This is a genomic window from Solwaraspora sp. WMMD1047 (assembly GCF_029626155.1).
Lineage (GTDB): Bacteria > Actinomycetota > Actinomycetes > Mycobacteriales > Micromonosporaceae > WMMD1047.
The window spans coordinates 2,793,563-2,810,696 of record NZ_JARUBL010000001.1 but is presented as its reverse complement, the minus strand read 5'-3'; the positions used below and the strand labels follow the sequence as shown (position 1 = coordinate 2,810,696).

Annotated in this window: 19 protein-coding genes; 8 read left to right on the top strand and 11 right to left on the bottom strand. The window is 73.6% G+C overall.

Annotation, left to right across the window (positions count from 1 at the left end; all coding sequences use genetic code 11):
- Positions 1-62 precede the first annotated feature (62 nt).
- On the bottom strand, positions 63-1,904 hold the full coding sequence (gene recQ / locus O7627_RS12920) for a DNA helicase RecQ (RefSeq protein WP_278093747.1): 1,842 nt from the start codon (positions 1,902-1,904) through the stop codon (positions 63-65).
- A gap of 107 nt (positions 1,905-2,011) precedes the next feature.
- On the opposite strand from recQ, the gene O7627_RS12915 reads away from it, so the two are divergent.
- Positions 2,012-2,659 carry a DUF998 domain-containing protein gene (locus O7627_RS12915; protein ID WP_278093746.1) on the top strand — a complete coding sequence of 216 codons (648 nt, stop codon included), beginning with the start codon at positions 2,012-2,014 and terminating at the stop codon, positions 2,657-2,659.
- A 48-nt stretch (positions 2,660-2,707) separates the two neighbouring features.
- On the opposite strand, the gene O7627_RS12910 is transcribed toward O7627_RS12915, so the two are convergent.
- The gene (locus O7627_RS12910) at positions 2,708-3,637 is read right to left on the bottom strand and encodes a phosphotransferase (RefSeq protein WP_278093745.1); all 930 of its coding nucleotides are present in this window, start codon (positions 3,635-3,637) and stop codon (positions 2,708-2,710) included.
- 115 nt (positions 3,638-3,752) lie between these two features.
- Here O7627_RS12910 and O7627_RS12905 point away from each other — a divergent pair, with 115 nt between their 5' ends.
- Positions 3,753-4,898: a serpin family protein gene (locus O7627_RS12905; protein WP_278093744.1), complete on the top strand. Its 1,146-nt coding sequence runs from the start codon at positions 3,753-3,755 to the stop codon at positions 4,896-4,898.
- Positions 4,899-4,982: 84 nt separating this feature from the next.
- Here the strand turns inward: O7627_RS12905 and O7627_RS12900 are convergent, their stop codons facing one another.
- Positions 4,983-5,540, bottom strand: coding sequence for a hypothetical protein (locus O7627_RS12900; protein ID WP_278093743.1), 558 nt, complete (start codon positions 5,538-5,540; stop codon positions 4,983-4,985).
- 383 nt (positions 5,541-5,923) lie between these two features.
- Between O7627_RS12900 and O7627_RS12895 the strand changes: the two genes are divergently transcribed.
- The gene (locus O7627_RS12895) at positions 5,924-6,706 is read left to right on the top strand and encodes a helix-turn-helix transcriptional regulator (RefSeq protein ID WP_278093742.1); all 783 of its coding nucleotides are present in this window, start codon (positions 5,924-5,926) and stop codon (positions 6,704-6,706) included.
- Complete coding sequence (locus O7627_RS12890; protein ID WP_278093741.1) at positions 6,694-6,873, top strand: DUF397 domain-containing protein; 180 nt, start codon at positions 6,694-6,696, stop codon at positions 6,871-6,873. The genes O7627_RS12895 and O7627_RS12890 overlap by 13 nt, the downstream gene beginning before the upstream one ends.
- 114 nt (positions 6,874-6,987) lie before the next feature.
- Here the strand turns inward: O7627_RS12890 and O7627_RS12885 are convergent, their stop codons facing one another.
- Positions 6,988-7,584, bottom strand: a complete 597-nt coding sequence (locus O7627_RS12885; protein ID WP_278093740.1) for a DUF1684 domain-containing protein — start codon at positions 7,582-7,584, stop codon at positions 6,988-6,990.
- Between the two features lie 147 nt (positions 7,585-7,731).
- Between O7627_RS12885 and O7627_RS12880 the strand changes: the two genes are divergently transcribed.
- The 3 genes from O7627_RS12880 (at position 7,732) to O7627_RS12870 (ending at position 9,475) form a co-directional block, all read left to right on the top strand.
- The gene (locus tag O7627_RS12880; RefSeq protein WP_278093739.1) at positions 7,732-7,890 is read left to right on the top strand and encodes a hypothetical protein; all 159 of its coding nucleotides are present in this window, start codon (positions 7,732-7,734) and stop codon (positions 7,888-7,890) included.
- Positions 7,891-7,986: 96 nt separating this feature from the next.
- The gene (locus tag O7627_RS12875; RefSeq protein WP_278093738.1) at positions 7,987-8,481 is read left to right on the top strand and encodes a MarR family transcriptional regulator; all 495 of its coding nucleotides are present in this window, start codon (positions 7,987-7,989) and stop codon (positions 8,479-8,481) included.
- Positions 8,482-8,491: 10 nt separating this feature from the next.
- Entirely contained in the window at positions 8,492-9,475 is a 984-nt protein-coding gene (locus O7627_RS12870) for a pirin family protein (protein WP_278093737.1), read from the top strand.
- Positions 9,476-9,540: 65 nt separating this feature from the next.
- Here O7627_RS12870 and O7627_RS12865 read toward each other — a convergent pair whose 3' ends face one another.
- The 4 genes from O7627_RS12865 to O7627_RS12850 all read right to left on the bottom strand — a co-directional run bounded on the left by O7627_RS12865 (position 9,541) and on the right by O7627_RS12850 (position 12,949).
- Complete coding sequence (locus O7627_RS12865; protein WP_278093736.1) at positions 9,541-9,672, bottom strand: hypothetical protein; 132 nt, start codon at positions 9,670-9,672, stop codon at positions 9,541-9,543.
- Between the two features lie 103 nt (positions 9,673-9,775).
- Positions 9,776-10,921 carry a methyltransferase domain-containing protein gene (locus O7627_RS12860; RefSeq protein ID WP_278093735.1) on the bottom strand — a complete coding sequence of 382 codons (1,146 nt, stop codon included), beginning with the start codon at positions 10,919-10,921 and terminating at the stop codon, positions 9,776-9,778.
- Positions 10,918-11,589: a hypothetical protein gene (locus tag O7627_RS12855; RefSeq protein WP_278093734.1), complete on the bottom strand. Its 672-nt coding sequence runs from the start codon at positions 11,587-11,589 to the stop codon at positions 10,918-10,920. The genes O7627_RS12860 and O7627_RS12855 overlap by 4 nt, the downstream gene beginning before the upstream one ends.
- A gap of 70 nt (positions 11,590-11,659) precedes the next feature.
- The gene (locus O7627_RS12850) at positions 11,660-12,949 is read right to left on the bottom strand and encodes an aminoglycoside phosphotransferase family protein (RefSeq protein WP_278093733.1); all 1,290 of its coding nucleotides are present in this window, start codon (positions 12,947-12,949) and stop codon (positions 11,660-11,662) included.
- A gap of 94 nt (positions 12,950-13,043) precedes the next feature.
- Between O7627_RS12850 and O7627_RS12845 the strand changes: the two genes are divergently transcribed.
- Entirely contained in the window at positions 13,044-13,958 is a 915-nt protein-coding gene (locus O7627_RS12845) for a transglutaminase family protein (protein ID WP_278093732.1), read from the top strand.
- Positions 13,959-13,968: 10 nt separating this feature from the next.
- Here O7627_RS12845 and O7627_RS12840 read toward each other — a convergent pair whose 3' ends face one another.
- The 3 genes from O7627_RS12840 to allB form a co-directional block, all read right to left on the bottom strand.
- Positions 13,969-14,541, bottom strand: coding sequence for a hypothetical protein (locus O7627_RS12840; RefSeq protein ID WP_278093731.1), 573 nt, complete (start codon positions 14,539-14,541; stop codon positions 13,969-13,971).
- Between the two features lie 85 nt (positions 14,542-14,626).
- Positions 14,627-15,745 (bottom strand): allantoicase, encoded by a 1,119-nt coding sequence (alc, locus tag O7627_RS12835; protein WP_278093730.1) that lies wholly within the window; start codon positions 15,743-15,745, stop codon positions 14,627-14,629.
- Positions 15,742-17,073 (bottom strand): allantoinase AllB, encoded by a 1,332-nt coding sequence (gene allB / locus O7627_RS12830; protein WP_278093729.1) that lies wholly within the window; start codon positions 17,071-17,073, stop codon positions 15,742-15,744. The genes alc and allB overlap by 4 nt, the downstream gene beginning before the upstream one ends.
- Positions 17,074-17,134: the final 61 nt, after the last annotated feature.

Here is a 17,134-nt window from a genome sequence, read left to right as displayed (position 1 = left end):
GACGCGTCGTTGCCACCCCTGGGACGAGCCGGTCGGCAACGGTGTGACAGGGCCGGCAGGTGTCAGGAGGCCAGGGTGTCGAGGATCTGCTGGCCGTAGCGGGCCAGCTTGTTCTCTCCGATACCGCTGATCCCGCCCAGGTCGGCCAGGGTCGTCGGCGACTGGGCGGCGATCTGGCGCAGCGTCGCGTCGTGGAAGATCACGTACGCCGGCACGCCCTGCTCCTTGGCAGTGGCGGCCCGCCAGGCCCGCAACCGCTCGAACACCGGCGCGGCGGCCGGCGACAACTCCGCGACCGGGGCAGCGGACCCGGCCGCCCGCGACCTCGCGGGACGGGCGGGCGCCGGGCGGGTGGACTCCCGGCGCATCGTGACGTCCCGCCGGCGGCCCAGCACCTCGGCGCTGGACTCGGTGAGCACCAGCGTGCCGTAGTCGCCCTCGACCGCCAGCAGGCCCTGCGCGAGCAGTTGGCGCACCACCCCGCGCCACTGCACCTCGGTCAACTCGGTGCCGATACCGAAGACGCTGAGCTGGTCGTGCCGGTGGGCGACCACCTTCTCCGTCTCCCGACCGAGCAGGATGTCGATGGACTGACCGGCGCCGAACTTCTGGTTGCGCTCGCGCTGCAGGCGCAGCACGGTCGAGAGGAGCTTCTGCGCGGCGACCGTGCCGTCCCAGGACTCCGGCGGGTCCAGGCAGGTGTCGCAGTTGCCGCAGGCGGCCCCCTGCTGGCCGAAGTACGCCAGCAGCTGCACCCGCCGGCACTGCACCGTCTCGCAGAGCGCCAGCATGGCGTCGAGGTGGGCGGCGAGCACCCGACGGCGGGCCAGGTCACCGTCCGAGCTGTCGATCATCTTGCGCTGCTGCACGACGTCGGCCAGGCCGTACGCCAGCCAGGCCGTGGACGGCAGGCCGTCCCGGCCCGCCCGGCCGGTCTCCTGGTAGTAGCCCTCGACGGACTTGGGCAGGTCGAGGTGGGCGACGAAGCGTACGTCCGGCTTGTCGATGCCCATCCCGAACGCGATCGTCGCCACCATCACCAGCCCGTCGGAGCGCAGGAAGCGCTGCTGGTTGGCCGCCCGGGTGCCGGCGTCCAGCCCGGCGTGGTACGGCAGCGCCGCGATCCCGTTCTGGGTCAGGAACTCGGCGGTCTTCTCGACCGAGGCGCGGGACAGGCAGTAGACGATGCCGGAGTCGCCCGGGTGTTCGTCGCGCAGCAGCTCCAGCAGCTGGCGGCGCGGCTCCCGCTTGGGCACGATCCGGTACTGGATGTTCGGCCGGTCGAAGCTGGCCACGAAGTGCCGGGCGTCGCGCAGGTTCAACCGGGTCGCGATCTCGGCGCGGGTCGCGGTGGTCGCCGTCGCGGTCAGGGCGATCCGGGGTACGGCCGGCCAGCGCTCGTGCAGCATCGACAGCGCCAGGTAGTCGGGGCGGAAGTCGTGGCCCCACTGGGCCACGCAGTGCGCCTCGTCGATCGCGAACAGCGCGATCGTGCCCCGGTCGAGCAGCCGTAGTGTGTACTCCGAGCGCAGCGCCTCGGGCGCGAGGTAGAGCAGGTCGATCTCGCCGGCGAGGAAGGCCGACTCCATCCGGCGGCGCTCGTCGAGGTCCTGGGTGGAGTTGAGGAAGCCGGCCCGCACCCCGAGGGTGGTGAGTGCGTCGACCTGGTCCTGCATGAGGGCGATCAGCGGCGAGATCACCACCGCCACGCCGTCGCGGACCAGCGCCGGGATCTGGTAGCAGAGCGACTTGCCGCCGCCGGTGGGCATCAGCACCAGGGCATCGCCACCACCGACGACGTGGTCGATGATCTCCCGCTGGTTGCCCCGGAAGGTGTCGTAGCCGAAGACCCGGCGCAGCACCCGCGCCGGTTCGTCGGTCAGCTGATCGGTCGGGTTGGCCACCGGGGGATTCTATGGGCAACCCGACCGGTCGCCCGGCGGCGATCGCGGCGCTGTGGATAACTGACCGGCAGGAAGCGAATCCGATCGATCCGGGCCAGAATTGCGGGGTGAGCCAGTCACCCGGCCCGGCCGCCCGCCTCGGCGCGGCGCTGTGGGTCGTCCAGCCGGTCAGTCTGCTGGTGGAGATCCTCACCGCCGCCCGGGTGACCACCCCGTACAGCTTTCTCGACAACACCATCAGCGACCTCGGGGTGACCCGCTGCGGCACCGTGGAGTACCGGTTCGGCCCGGTGCCGGTCTGTTCGCCGTGGCACGACCTGATGAACGTTTCGTTTGTCGCGCTCGGCGTGTTCCTCGCCGTCGGGGCGTTGCTGCTGTGCCGCCGGCTGGGGACCGGTGTCGCCGGTCGGGTGGCGATCGGGCTCTGGGTGGTGGCGGGGCTCGGGTCGGTGGGCACCGGGCTGGTTCCGCTGGACCGTGACGTCGACCTGCACGTGCTGGTGTCGATGCCGGTCCTGATCGCGCAGCCGCTGGCGGTGCTCGCGCTGGGGCTGGCCGTCCGGCGCGCCCATCCGGGGCTGGCCCGGTCGGCGCTGGTGGTGGGGGCCGTCTCGGTGGCCGGTGCGGTCGCCTTCCTGGCCCGCGTCGACACACCCGACCTGGGCGGCCTGTTCGAACGGCTGGCGCTGTGGCCCGGCTATCTCTGGCTCCCCGCCGCCGCCCTCACTCTGCTCGGGCACCGCCGCGCGCGATGATCGAATGATGAAAAGTCCCGGCTTCCAGCCCTGAACCGGGAGTTTTCATCAACTGATCATGGGTGGCGGGACTTGGCGGGCCGCCAGCCGGCGGTGGAGCCAGGTCAGGGCGGCCAGGCCGAGACGACGCTTGGCCCGAGCGATCGGCTCCAGGCCGGGCGGCATCGTCGACAGGCCGCCCCGCACCAGGAAACCGGCGTGCGCCGCGACGAGGGCGTCGACCGTCGCCGCGTCGAGGGGCAGCCCGTCGCCGTGCTCCCGCAGGATCGGGTCCGGGTCGATCCCGTCCGCGGCAGCGCTGACCAGGAGCGTCAGCAGGTCGAGCCCGGGAGCGCCGAGGCGGGCGTGCGGCCAGTCGACGAAGACCACCCGGTCGGGCATCAGCAGCACGTTGTGCGGATACAGGTCGAAGTGCACAAGCGTGTCGCCCTGGGCCGCGGCCAGCCCGTCGGCTTCGAGCCGGACCAGCGCCGGCAGGTTGCCCGCCGCCCACGGCGAGTCGACGGCCAGCCGGGCGGTCGCGGCGGCGTTCCCGGCCAGCGCAGCCCACCCCCCGAGCCGGGGATGGTCCCGGCCGACCGGGACGGGTGACGGGGTCAGCGCCCGGGACATCCCGACCACGGCGGCGACGGTCCGGACGAGGTCGGCCCGCTCCCACGGCAGGGACGGTTCCGCGCCGTCGATGTCCTCGAACACCATCCCCGTCCAGCCATCGTGGTCGAACGAGCCGAGCAGCCGGGGTGCCGGGACCGTCGGTGGCAGGACGGCGTTGACCCGGGCCTCGGCCAGGTAGAACCCGACCTCCCCCGGCCAACGCTCGCCATCGATGGCCTTCGCGACCACCCGCCGGCCGTCGGCGAGCGCGAGCCGGGAGGCGAGCCCGGGCGAGAAGCCGCCCGGACAGTGCGGGCGGCGACCACCCGGCCGCCGGCCAGTAGCTCGATGTGGGCGCGGACGGTCGCCGGTAGCCGGTGCCACCGGGGTCGGCTCCTGCTCCTGCTGATGCTGGCCTCCGTCGGGGGTTGGCCGGTCCGCTGATCTTCACGGCGACGGGTGTGAGAGCGTTGCCGGGTCTTCGAGGGTAGGAGTCCGGATGAGTGTCGCCGCCGCCAATGGCCTCACCGCGCGTTGGGCGGCGGCCCTGGATGACGCCCAGACGGTGCTGTCGGGTGCTGGGGCGTACCCGCTGCTGGCGCTGCTGGCCCGGCACGCCGCCGGACCGGCCCGCGCCGAACTGCTCGCCGTGGCCGCCGATGGCACCCCGTTCGACCTGGCGGACTCCCCCACCACCCGGCTGGCGGTCGGCGTCTGGTCGCGCCACGACCTGCCGCTCACCGAACGGTGGCGGGCCGACGTGCCTGCCGACATGCGCGGCGCGCTGACCGGCGACCCCGCCGTCGACCAGCCGATCCTGGACCGGTGGGCCGCCGAGCACACCGACGGACTGGTCCCGACCATGCCGATCGCGGTGAACCGGGGCACCCTGCTGGTCCTGGCCAGCGCGCTGACCGTGCTGACGACCTGGGCGGAGCCGTTCAGCGAGGGCTGGTACCAACCCGGAGCGGGGCCGTGGCGGGGCCGGCGGGTGACCGGCCTGCACCGGCGCACAAGCGACCTCACCGCGCTGCGGGTCGCCGACACACCGGCGGCCGGGCCGGTCACGCTGCTCACCGTCGCAGGTGATCAGGACGTGGACGTGGTGCTCACCCTCGGTCGACCGGAGCTCGGCCCGGCCCGGCTGCTGCCGGCCGCGATCGGCGCGCTGGCCGGCACCGGGACGCCGCCCGGAGAGCGCGCCCCGGCCGAGCCGACCGAGGAGCCGACCGCCGGGCCCGGCGTCACCGAACAGTTGGTGCCCGCCCGCGACGACCGGCCCGAGCTGGCCGTCTCGACGGTGGCGTTCACCGTCGACGGCGACCACGACCTGCTCCGGCAGGCCGCCCTGTTCGGCCTCGCCACCGCCACCTCCGACACCGCCGGCAGTCACTTCCCGGGCATCAGCCCGGTGCCGCTCGTCGTCTCGCAGGCCCGGCAACGGGCAACGGCGACCTTCGGCCCGCTGGGCTTCCGGGCCGCCGCGGTGACCGCCATCGCCGCCCGGGCCGGTGCCGCGCCGCCCGCCGCGACCACCCGGAAACGGCTGGTACGGGTCGACTTCGATCGCCCGTTCGGCTTCCTCGCCGTGCACCGGCCTACCGGCCTCGTGCTGGTCGCCGGCTGGGTCAGCGACCCGAACTGACCGACCCGCCGCGGCTGCGGGGGCGTCGCTGGTCCCGCCGCTGCGCCCCTTTGGCCGCACCGGATTGGATGCGCGAACGGGCGTTCACCCGTCCGGCTCGTCCGGGTGGTCGGCCCGGTGGTCAAGGGTCAGTTCGAACAGCGCCCGCTGCGCCCGCCGGCCGTACCAGCACAGGCCGGTTTCCTCGCCGAGCGGCAACCCGCAGTGGCAGGTGTCCTCGTCGGCTGCCTCGTGCAGCTTGAGTAGCGCCCGGAGCGTGTCCGCCTGGACGGTCGCGGGGATGGCGTCCGGGAACACGGCCGGCCCGTGGGTCGGCCCCACGGACGGCGCCGGGCGGTCCGGGTCGCGGTGGTCCGGGGCGACCCGGGGCGGGTCGTTCGCGGACTCCAGACAGCCGCCCCAACCGACCGGTGGACCCCAACCACCGGACAGTGTCCCGGTCGGGAACGGCGGAACCCTCCACCGATCCGAGTCCTCCTCCGGGACCTCGACCCCGGGGCCGCTCCCGGTGTCGATCCACTTGAGTCGGGGGCGCCCCCACCCCGGCAGCGGGTGGTGCCCACCGATCCGCCGATCGCTTATCGACCGCCACCGCCGGCCACCACCGGCGCGGGGTCGCGGCTCTTCGTCGTTCTTCTCCATGTGCGCTACCTCCGGTCGGGTCGGCAGGTGCGGTGCGAGGTTCGTAGAGGGCCGGCGCCCGGGGTGCGCCGCTAGGGAGCAACACCCCGGACACCGGGAACCTGGGAGCCCCCGCCGGCCCCTCACTCCGAGGAGGGATGTGGAACCCCTCGGGCAACCTCCGGCGGGGGTCCGGTCAGCCGGCCGGGTGTTGGCGATCCCGACCGGCCGGACCGGTGGCCATCGGGTCGCCGGGAGGGCATCCATCCGCCCGGCCCCTGACGGGTGACCCGTGGTTACCGACCACTCTGGACGAGGCGGCGAGAGGAGCGGAAGATGAATCGACAATCACCGCCGCCCATGCGAACGCACGGACTCGGTAGAGCCTGAGAATGCGAGGGACTATGCCCGCAAGCGATCTTCTGGTAAAGAACCTCCGGATCACGCGCGAGCTGTTGAAGCTCTCCCAGGAAGCGTGGGCTTCTCGCATCCACTACTCGGCTTCCCAGGTGAGCGGAATCGAGCGCGGGGAACGGCCGGTAACCCCGGATTATCTGGACGTCGTCGATCGGGCGTTCGGTACCGCGTTCGTCGAGTACTACGACGAGCATGTGCGCGTGGACCCGTCGCCGGTCTGGCTGAAGTCCTGGCTTGAGCGCCAGAAGGAGGCGACCCTACTGCGATACTTCGAGCTCGCGGTCGTGCCAGCACTCCTGCAGACAGAGGCGTACGCAAGAGAGCTGATCGAGGCGTCAACCACCGGGCCGGCGGCAGAAGACGCCATCGCGACCAGGCTCGCCCGGCGCGAGATCTTGACCCGAGACCTAAAACCAGTTCGGTTGACGGCAATCCTGGACGAGAACGTGTTGTATCGCCATGTGGGCGGCGCACGGGTGATGAGAGAACAGTTGCTCGCCCTGACGGAGGCTCGCCGAGACACGGTGAGTGTCTACGTCGTCCCGGCGGAGGTTGGCTCATACATCGGGCTTGATGGCTCGTTCGCGCTCGCGACGACGCATGGGCGCGTGGTGGGATTCGTGGATGGACCACTGCACGAAGACGCGATCGAGGACATCGACCGGGTCGACGACCTCGAACGCCGGTGGGAGCTGATTCGGCGTTACACTCCAACGCAGGAGCGGTCCCTCGAACTGATCACGAAAGCGGCAGACACATGGGCGACGTAACCCCCCGCTGGCGGAAGTCCAGTCGGAGCAACACCACCGGCGACTGTGTGGAGGTGGCCGACAACATCTCAGGTCGCGTCTTGGTCCGGGACAGCAAGGACCAGGCTGGCCCCGCGCTGACCTTCGGGCCGACCGCGTGGCGGTCCTTCGTCCAGGCCGTCAAGTAGCCCAGAGCCACCAGGAACCCCCGGGCCGTCGTGGTCCGGGGTTCCGTCGTCTCATGGCAGACCTGGACCGCTCACTCTGCGGTCTGCTGGACGGGCACAGGACCGGACCGCCGGTCAGTTGCCAGCGCTGCGGTAAGTCTGTTCGCCGGCTGCGATCCGGGCCGTCAGCCGGTTCTCCGGCGGGGCCAGTGGACAGGCCCAGCGGTCGTCGTACGCGCAGCTGGGGTTGTAGGCGTAGTTGAAGTCGAGCCGCAGGCGGGCGCCGGGCAGCACGGTCACGCCGCGCCCGAACGTGCCCTTCACGGTGTCGGTGAGGTACCGGCCGCCGCCGTACGACTCGGCGCCGCAGGTGCCGTCGCGGAACGGCAGGAACAACCCGCCGCCGTACGCGTCGATCCACCACAGCGTCAGCGGCCCCCACGGCGTCTCGGCCACCCCGACCCGCCGGTAGCGCACCACACCGTCCGGACCGCCGGTGTCGATCTCCTCGGTCCCCTCGGCCGTCCGCAGCGGTACGTCGACCACGGCCTCGGCGCTGGCCGGGAAGTACCGCAGTCCGGTGAAGCCGGCCCGCTGGCCGACCGGGATCGGCGACTGTGGATGACCGGCGAACAGGGTGTCGCGGGCGGCCCGGTAGCCGGCGAGATCCGTCGGCGACAGGTGGAGCCGGGCCATCTGCTCCCGCCAGTCCGCCAGCTCAAGCTCGTCCACCCCACCAGCTTATGACCGCCCGCCGGCACCGCCGGGCGGTGATTGGGGGGCGCGACGCTGGGAAGGCAGCCGGGACCGGTCCGGGCGATCGGTTCAGAAGGCATGGAAGGCGCCAAGAGGGACAACTAGCGCAAGGGAGGGATGGCCATGCGGGCCATGCTCATGGTCGTCGGCGTGATCGCCGCCATTCTCGTCCTGCTCGGCCTCCTGCTGGAGGCGGTCCGCTGGCTGGTGATCATCGGTGTGGTCGCCCTGATCGCCGTGGCGGTGCTCGCCATCTCCAAGGGCCGCCGCGCCTTCCGCTAGGCAGATCCTTCAAACCTGCAAGACGAGACTTCAGCACTCTGAAGCCGTACCCCTGGATGTTTGTTTCGGATTTGAAAGAGAGCTACTCTCGGGGGCATGGCAGAGAGTCTCGACCCGGCTCGGCTGGCCGCCTGGCGCAGCTACATCGAGGCGAGCCAGCGGCTGTTCACCCGGCTCGAAGAGGATCTGCGCACCGACAGCGACCTCACCTTCGCCGACTACCACGTGCTGGTGCTGCTCTCCGAGGCGCCCCGGCACCGGCTGCGGATGGGGCAGCTCGCCAGCCGGCTGGTCTTCTCGCCCAGCCGTCTCACCTACCAGATCTCCGCCATGCAGCGGCGCGGGCTGGTGACCCGGCAGGCCTGCCCGGACGACCGGCGCGGCAGCGAGGCGGTGCTGACCGCCACCGGGCTGCTGGCCCTGCGCGAGGCGGCCCCGCACCACCTGCTGTCGGTACGCCGGCACCTGATGGACGACCTGGACGAGGCCGAGGTCGCCTTCCTGGCCCGGATCTTCACCCGACTCGGCGAGCGGCTGCGCGCCGGCAACACCGACACCACCCACCCCACCGACCTCACCACAACCGGCTAGGAGTGCCCTCATGCCCGCGATCACCGTCGACGACGTCCTGGTCCTGCCGAGGCTGCCCAAGCTCGGCCCGGACACCGAATTCCGGCCGGTCCGCCGGCTGGTCACCGCCCCGAGCGGCTTCGAGGGCGAGGGCTTCCCGGTCCGCCGGGCCTTCGCCGGCGTACCCCTGCACGAGCTGGACCCGTTCATCCACCTGGACCAGATGGGTGAGGTCGACTACGCCCCCGGCGAGCCGAAGGGCACGTCCTGGCATCCGCACCGCGGCTTCGAGACCGTCACCTACATCATCGACGGGATCTTCGACCACCAGGACTCACACGGCGGCGGCGGCACGATCACCAACGGCGACACCCAGTGGATGACCGCCGGCAGCGGCCTGCTGCACATCGAGGCGCCGCCGGAGCACCTGGTGGTCAGCGGCGGGCTCTTCCACGGGCTGCAGCTGTGGGTGAACCTGCCCCGGGTCGCCAAGATGAACCCACCCCGCTACCAGGACATCCGCGGCCGCCAGGCGGCACTGCTCACCACCCCGGACGGCGGCGCGCTGATCCGGGTGATCGCCGGTGAGGTCGCCGGGCACGCCGGCCCGGGCTCGACCCACACCCCGATCACCATCGCCCACCTCACCGTCCAGCCGGGCGCCGAGGTCGACCTGCCGTGGCGGTCGGACTTCAACGCCCTGGTCTACGTGCTCGGCGGGCGGGGCACGGTCGGCACCGACCGGCGGCCGGTGCGGACCGGCCAGCTCGCCGTGCACGGTCCGGGCGAGGCGATCCGGGTCACCGCGGACGAGCGGCAGGAGACCGCCACCCCGGCGCTGGACCTCTACATCATGGGCGGTGAACCCATCCGGGAGCCGGTCGCCCACTACGGCCCGTTCGTGATGAACACCCGCGACGAACTCGTCAAGGCGTTCGAGGACTACCAGGCCGGGCGGCTCGGGGTGATCCCGGCGGCCCGGGTGCCGCACTCCGGCGGCCAGAGCCGGCCCTGAGGGTCGGGCCGGCTGCCGGTCCCACTACCTCACGAGGGGCGGGGCCGGCTGCCGGTCCCGCTGCCTCACGCCGAGACGGCGAAGATCCCCGCCACACCGAGAACCACCATCAGCAGTACGGCGACGAGCGCCCCCCGCTCGCTCTCGACCACCTGCGGTGTCTGTTCCCGATCGTTGTCCATGGTCTCGCTTGTCATTCTGGCCTCCCCTGGGTGGTTTGCTGAGCCCGGCCACGCTCGGCGACCTCGGGAGTCGACTTACCCTGCGGGCACCCGGGAAACCACCTCGGGGCGACCGATTTCACACCCGGTCGGTGAGCGTCCAGGCGGCCGGCACCAGGATCGGCTGATCCGGGTCGCCGCCGGGCGCCATCGTCGTCGACCAGCGGGTGATGGCCGGCTCGCCGAGGCGTACCCAGCGGTCGAGCAGGAGGCCGAGCTGGGCGGCGTACCAGCGGTCCCGGCTGCCGGTGGCCAGGATCGCGCCGTCGGTGCCGAGCAGGGCACCGCCGTCGCCGGCCCCGTCGACCAGGGCGCAGCCGCCGGGTCCGTGGCCGCCGAGCATGCCGGCGAAGGTGACCCGCCGGTCCCAGACGCCGGCCGCGAACCAGAGGTCGTGGTAGCGGTACAGCCCCAGGCCGCGCCGCCACCGCGGCCGCCGCCGCACGGTCGGGGCGGCCAGCGGCTCCCGGGGCGGTTCCGGGTGCGCGCCCGGATAGCGGGCCGACAGCGGCCCGGCGGCGGCCATGAAGCCGGCCGGGAAGATCGGGTCGGCGGTGACGTCGCCGGCGGCCGTCCGGCCGACCCGCAGCACCGGATGGTTGCCGACGTGCCCCACCGGCACCAGGGCGAACCCGCCCGGCGCGAGCTGGTCGAGCCAGTGCGGCGAGACCCCGTTGACCCCCACCGTCACGATCACCCGGTGGTACGGGGCGGCGTCGGGCGCGCCCAGGTAGCCGTCGCCGAGCCGGACCTCGACCCGGGCCGCCTCGGCCACCACCGGCGCCACCGCGGCCAGCGAGGTACGCGCCCGCTCGACCACGTCGGGTTGCACGTCGACGCTTGTCACCTCGGCGCCCGCGGCCGCCATCAACGCGGCGTTGTAGCCGGTGCCGGCGCCGATCTCCAGCACCCGCAGCCCCTCGACCGGCCCCAACGCCTCGATCATCGCCGCCATCAGCGACGGTTGGCTCGACGAGCTGACCGGCGTCCCGTCCCGCACCTTCGTGATCAGCACGTCGTCGCGGTACACCGCGGCGAGGAACCCGTCGTCGCCCGGCCCGACCCGGCGGCCGTCGCGGCCGACGAACCCGTCGGCCACGAACATCTCCCGCGGCACCGTCGCGAACGCCCGGACCACCTCGGCCCGGGTGGCCCTGGCCTCGCGGCGCAGCCGGTCCGCGTACCAGTGGCGCAGCCGCACCGGGTCGGATCGGCGGACGGTCACCTCGGGGCCGTCTCCCCGCCGGGGCAGGCGAACGACGACCGGGGCGAGTAGGACCCCCAGTACAGCTCCAGCGGGTTGGCCGGGCGCAGCGCGTAGACGGGGTGGTCCGGGCGGAGGAACTCGACCGACTCGACCTCGAAATCGTCGACCGGCTCCATGACGTACGGATACTGCCCGACGACCCACCGGCTCTCGAACCGGCTCAGATAGTTGATCTCGCCGCGCCACACCCGGTCACCGCAGTGGCCGGCCCGGGCCACCGTCCGGATCAGCGGAACCCCGTCGACCTCGGTCACGGCCACCACTCTGCCCCGGTCGACGTCGATCGTGGTGACGCCGGGCCGGGCCGGCACCCCCCGGGACCGGGCGTACGAGCGGATCTGGGGACTGGAGGTGAGGTAGTGGTCCCACCACCGGATCGGGCCGGTGACCGCCCCGCCCGGGGAGCCGTCCAGGTCGATGCCGAAGTAGGTGACCGAGTAGGCCCCCGTGCCGGAGGTCTGGGCAAGATCGTCGACGACGTACTGGTTCATCGAGACCGGCTGGTCGGGCAGCGGCTTGACGCCGTCCGGGAGCATCGCCGCCACCGCTTCGGCGTCCGCCGGCAGCCAGCAGAAGTGCAGCATGCGGCTGTTGACGACGAGATGCGCCGCGGTGGGTGCGGTCACCGGGTCTCCTCTCCTGCAGCGGATCGTAGGCGCGACGCTACGGGCCGTCCAATTTGGAGGCAAAGACAGATTACCGACAGTCGGATGTTCCCGGTCCGCTCCATTCTGCCGCCAGTCGCAGCCAGGCGGGCACGTCGGCGGCGTGGAACGGGTGTTCGGACGGCTCGATGCGGGCCAGGAATCCGGCGTACATGGCCGCGTTGCGCAGCGCCGCGACCGGGCGCAGGAGCGCGACCGCCCGGTCCGGGTCGCAGCCGGGCACGTCCCGGCGCCAGCGGTCCCGCCAGGCCGCCAGCAGCTCGGCCGCCGCCGGCGGCGGCAGGCCCTCGGCGAGCCGGAGGATGTCGAACGCGGGGGGTCCGACGAACGAGTCACCCCAGTCGATGATGACGGGGTGGCGCCCGTCGGACCGCACGTTGCCCGGGTGCAGGTCGCCGTGGACCAGGGTCTCCGGCACCCCGCAGGACGCCACCCGCGCCAGCCGGTCCGCCAGCCCGTCGAGCAGGTCCCGGACCGGGCCCAGGTCCGCGCCGTGCCGGGCCAACTCGCCCCGCACGGTCCGCGCCAACGCCACCCCCCGACCATCGGGTACGCCCCGAGCGACGAGTTCCGCGGTCCGGCCGGCGGCCAGCGTCTGGATCCGGTGCTGGCTCGCGCCGATCGCGTGACGTTCGGCCAGCTCCGCTCCGTACCGGTCCTCGCCGGGCACGTGGTCGAGCAGCAGCCGGCCCTGCCCGGCCGGACCGTCGTCGGCGGCGAGCAGGGTCGGCGCCGCGCCCGGGGCGACCTCACCGAGCCAGCGCAGCACCGCCGCCTCGTGCCGGAAGAACGGCGGCACCTGCTTGAGCCACACCGGCCCACCCGGCGCCATCGCCCCGGTCGGTGCGGTCGGTGCGGTCGGTGCGGTCGCCCCGGTCGGCCCGGTCGGTTCCAGCCGCCAGATCGCGGACAGGTTCCAGGCGCGCTGCTGGATCGCGGTGTGGCCGGCCCGGCCCAGCCGGGCCAGGGCGGCCGCCGCCCAGTGCAGACTCCGGGTCGGGCCACCCGGCACCGCCCAGGGCGCCCGCAGCGGATGCGGTGCCAGCACCGCCGGGTCGGGCAGCCCGGCGTCGGCGAAGGTCGGCGCGCCGTCCGGCGCCCGATCGAGCTGGGCCAGGTAGCGGAGCGCCCCGCCGGGCGGTGCACTCCGGTCGGCATCCACCAGCCGCAGCACCGAAACGTCCACCCCGAACCGTTCCCGGGCCCCGTCGACCACGTCGCTGACCTCCTGCCACCAGGGCATCGCCACCTGGTACGGCGGCAGCGCGCCCAGCGGCGCGCCGAGTGGATCGACGAGCAGCAACGTCACGGTCCGGGACACCGCCGCATGCTAGCCCGCGGGCGGCCGATGGGTCAGGCGAGATTCCGGGCACTCCATCGGGCGACGGGCGGCCGCCGGGCACACAATTGCAGTCATGGCGCAACCAGCGGGCGGGGTCGAGAGTGTCCTCGAGTTTCAGGTCTCGGAACCGGCGACGGTGGTCGTCCAGATGGCGTTGCCGGGGCGGCCGGACGGGGAGCGGCTCTCGGTCACCGGCGCGGGTGGGCTGCCGCTGTCGGAGCCACCCGTCGAGCTGCCGCCGGCCGGACGGCTCGACGGCGGCCGGCAGCACCTGCTCCGGCTGCCGGCGGGACCGGTCACCGTGCGCTACACCGCGCCGGTTCCCGCCCCGCCGGCCACTGGTCGGCGGGCCGAGCCGGGTACCGCCGACCAGAGCCAGGAGCCGTTGACCTCCGGCCAGCCGCCCGAGCCGGCGACCTGCGGCCAACAGCCGGAGCCGTTGACCGAGCTGGACCGGGTGCTCGCGCTGCGACCCAGCCGGTACTGCCCGTCCGACCGGCTGGCCGGCTTCGCGCTGGGTACTTTCGGCCACCTGACCGGCGACGCCGAGCGGGTCCGCGCCATCACCGACCATGTGTGGCGGCACCTGGCGTACGAGGCGGGGGTGAGCGGCCCCAGCACGGACGCCGCCGACACGTTGCTGGCCGGACGCGGGGTGTGCCGGGACTTCGCGCACCTGACCACCGCGCTGTGCCGGGCGGTCGACGTCCCGGCCCGGGTGGCCGCCGTCTACGCCCCCGGACTGTCCCCGATGGACTTCCACCTGGTGACCGAGGCGGCGGTCGACGGCGCCTGGTACGTCTGGGACAGCACCCGGCTGGCGCCCCGGCAGAGCCTGCTGCGGATCGCCACCGGCCGGGACGCGGCGGATGTGGCCTTCTCCACGGTGCTGGCCGGGCGGCTGGAGCTGACCGGGATGCAGGTCACCGCCGTGGCCCCCGGCGACCTACCCACCGACGACCACACCGCACCGGTGGCGCTGGCCTGAACGCGGCGGGTCAGCTCCACCACTGGCGGACCGACACCTGCGCGCCGCCGCCGTTGTCGCCGAGGTTCGGATCGTTGAACGAGAAGACCAGCTGCGGTGAACCGACGTCCCGGCCGCTGAACAGCACGCACCAGCTGTCGATGCCGACCGGGAACCACCTGTTCGCCCCGTAGATGACGCCGGTCCGGGGTGACCAGACCGACCCGGCGGTCACCTTCGCGACGAGGGCCCAGCGCGGCGAGTCCGGGGCCGGCCAGCCACTGTTGCGGCCCGGGGCCGGCAACTCGCCGGCGATGTTCTTCGAGGTGCCCCAGTAATCGATCCGGACCGTCCCGTGCGCGGTGATCCGGAGAACGTCGCCGTCCTGGATCCCGGCCGGCGCCGCCCACGGTGTCTGGTGGTTGCCCGGCGCGGCCCAGAAGACGGCATCGCCGTGCTGCGGCCGGGCATTGTCGTAACAGTCGTCGAGCGGCAGGGCCAGCGCCGGCGCGGCCGGCCCCGTCACCGCCAGCGCGGCCCCGGCGAGCACCCCGACCAGCCCGGCCGCCACCGACCTACCCCACCTGCCCGGTCCGAGCCCCATCCGCGTCCCCTCCAGAGTCGGGTCTGAGTCCCATCCGCGTCCCTCCAGAGTCGCGTCTGAACCGGCCCGACCGTAGCCGCCGCCGTCAACCCTCCGACCCGGCCGTCCACTCCGGCCAACCACCGACGATCGCGCGGGCGTGGGCCGGTGGTAACGCGGCCCGCCAGGCGCGACGCAGCTCGGCCAGCCCGGCCGCATCGATTACCCCGGACAGCCGCATCCGGGCCATCCCACCGTCCGGGTAGACGTCCAGCCGGACCTCGGTGACCGTCGGCCCGACGCCGGCCCCGGCCGGACCGGGACTGCCCACGATCGGGCCGAAGCCGACCGGGAACCGGTGCCGGGTGTCCGGCTGCAGCCGGGTCCGGGGCAGGATCTCGACCCAGGCCGCCGGGTCGGCCGGGTCGGCGACCCGGGTGTCCACCCCGGTCAGCCGGGCCGCCGCCGGGGCGTTGCCCTTGAAGTGGCTGGTGTCCAGCTCCACCAGGCGGATCCGGCCGGGCGCGGCGAGCCGGACCCGGACCCAGTCGTTGCCGGCGTCGCGGCGCCGGGCGGTCTCCCAGCCCTCCCCCATCACCCGGGCCAGCCCCGGCATGATCAGCTGCTGCGGCGAGCCGTAGAACATGTCGCTGCAGCCGACCACCAGGCCGCCGTACTCCATCGCCGCGAGATCAACCAGGCCGTCGGGGAAGAGCCGCGGATCGGGTACGACGGTGCCGTGCACCCGCAACCGGGCCACCCCGCCGTCGGGGTAGATCCGCAGCCGGACGTGGGTGTACCGGTGCCGGTCGGTGACCGGGAACGGGTTGCGGGCGTCGCCGCGCAGCGCCGACCGGGCCACGATCGGCGTCCACTCGGCGGCGGCCAGCTCGGCCGGACCCGGATAGCCCTCCATCCCGCACGCCTCCACCGACGCGTACGGCGGGTAGTTGCCGGTGAAGAAGGCGGTGTCCACCACCACCCCGTGGATGACGCCGGGCGCGCCGAGCCGGACGATCGCGTGGTCGTCGCCGGGTTCCCGGCGGCGGCGGGTCTCCCAGCCGTCGTACACCTGGCCCTTGGCGCCGAAGGTGGCCGGGGCGAAGGTCGGCGGCGCGGCGGTGATCAGGTTGTCGCGGGCGGCGAAGAACTCGTCGTTGGCGTGCACGACGGTGCCGCCGAGCGCCCGGGAGGCCAGCTCCGGCAGGTCGGTGAAGTCCGTCATCCGGCCGCCCCGTTCCTGGTCAGCAGCCGGCCGGTCGGCGGGCCGTGCGGGGTCACCGGCCGACCGCCCAGCCAGGCGGCCCGCACCACCCCGGTCAGCCGCTGACCGGCGTACGGGGTGACCGGATGCCGGTGCCACAGCAGCGCCGGGTCGACGGTGAACTCGGCGTCCGGGTCGACGGCGATCAGGTCGGCGTCGGCGCCCGGGGCGATCCGGCCCTTGGTCGGCAGGCCGGCGACCCGGGCCGGGCTGGCGGCCATCCAGCGGGCGACGTCGGCCAGGGTGTGTCCGCGGCGCCGGGCGGCCGTCCAGACCACCGGGAGGCCGAGCTGCACCGACGCGATCCCGCCCCAGGCGGCGGCGAAGTCGCCGGTGTCGAACCGCTTGAGCGCCGGTACGCACGGCGAGTGGTCGGAGACGACGCAGTCGATGTCGCCGTCGGCGAGCGCCGCCCAGAGCGCGTCCCGGTTGGCCTCGTCCCGGATCGGCGGGCAGCACTTGAACTGGGTGCCGCCGTCCGGGACCGCCTCGGCCGACAGGGCCAGGTAGTGCGGGCAGGTCTCCACGGTGACCGCGACGCCGTCGGCGCGGGCCGCCGTGATCAGCGGCAGCGCGTCGGCGGCCGACAGGTGCAGGATGTGCACCTTCGCGCCGGTGGCGCGGGCGGCCTGCAACGCGACCGCGACCGCCCGGGTCTCGGCGGCCGGCGGGCGGCTGGCGACGAAGTCCGCGTACCGGTCGGACGGCGGCGCGGCGGCGACCGCGGCGGGATCCTCGGCGTGCAGCACGAACAGCGCGCCGGGCACCGCCCGCAGCGCGGCGACCAGTCCGGCGGGGTCCAGCGGCGGGAACTCCGGCACCCCGGAGTCGATCAGGAACGCCTTGAATCCGAACACCCCGGCGGCGTGCAGGTCCGGCAGGTCGGCCAGATGGCCCGGCACCGCGCCGCCCCAGAAGCCGACGTCGACGTGGCAGCGGCCGGCCGCGGCCAGCCGTTTGATCCGCAGTGCGTCGGCGGTGACGGTGGGCGGCAACGAGTTGAGCGGCATGTCCACGATGGTGGTCACCCCGCCGGCCAGCGCCGCCCGGGTGGCCGTCTCGAAGCCCTCCCATTCGGTCCGGCCGGGCTCGTTGACGTGCACGTGGGTGTCGACCAGGCCCGGCAGCAGAGCCAGCTCACCGAGGTCGACGCCGTCCGCCGGGAAGTCGTCGTGCTCGGTCAGCCCGACGATCCGTCCGGCGTGGATCCGGACCACCGCGGCCCGCTCCCCGTCGGGGGTGACCACCCGCCGGGACCGTACCGCCAGCACGCCGACTGCCTCGGTCATCCGCCACCTCCTCGCCGGATCATCCGCCACCTCCTCGCCGGGTCAGCCGGCCCGACTGCCG

Coding starts and splice junctions, on each gene's coding strand:
- O7627_RS12905 (WP_278093744.1), top strand. CDS start 3,753: ATGAGTGTCGCCGCCGCCAATGGCCTCACCGCGCGTTGGGCGGCGGCC.
- O7627_RS12890 (WP_278093741.1), top strand. CDS start 6,694: ATGGGCGACGTAACCCCCCGCTGGCGGAAGTCCAGTCGGAGCAACACC.
- allB (WP_278093729.1), bottom strand. CDS start 17,073: ATGACCGAGGCAGTCGGCGTGCTGGCGGTACGGTCCCGGCGGGTGGTC.
- alc (WP_278093730.1), bottom strand. CDS start 15,745: ATGACGGACTTCACCGACCTGCCGGAGCTGGCCTCCCGGGCGCTCGGC.
- O7627_RS12840 (WP_278093731.1), bottom strand. CDS start 14,541: ATGGGGCTCGGACCGGGCAGGTGGGGTAGGTCGGTGGCGGCCGGGCTG.
- O7627_RS12845 (WP_278093732.1), top strand. CDS start 13,044: ATGGCGCAACCAGCGGGCGGGGTCGAGAGTGTCCTCGAGTTTCAGGTC.
- O7627_RS12870 (WP_278093737.1), top strand. CDS start 8,492: ATGCCCGCGATCACCGTCGACGACGTCCTGGTCCTGCCGAGGCTGCCC.
- O7627_RS12875 (WP_278093738.1), top strand. CDS start 7,987: ATGGCAGAGAGTCTCGACCCGGCTCGGCTGGCCGCCTGGCGCAGCTAC.
- O7627_RS12895 (WP_278093742.1), top strand. CDS start 5,924: ATGCCCGCAAGCGATCTTCTGGTAAAGAACCTCCGGATCACGCGCGAG.
- O7627_RS12880 (WP_278093739.1), top strand. CDS start 7,732: ATGCGGGCCATGCTCATGGTCGTCGGCGTGATCGCCGCCATTCTCGTC.
- O7627_RS12865 (WP_278093736.1), bottom strand. CDS start 9,672: ATGACAAGCGAGACCATGGACAACGATCGGGAACAGACACCGCAGGTG.
- O7627_RS12900 (WP_278093743.1), bottom strand. CDS start 5,540: ATGGAGAAGAACGACGAAGAGCCGCGACCCCGCGCCGGTGGTGGCCGG.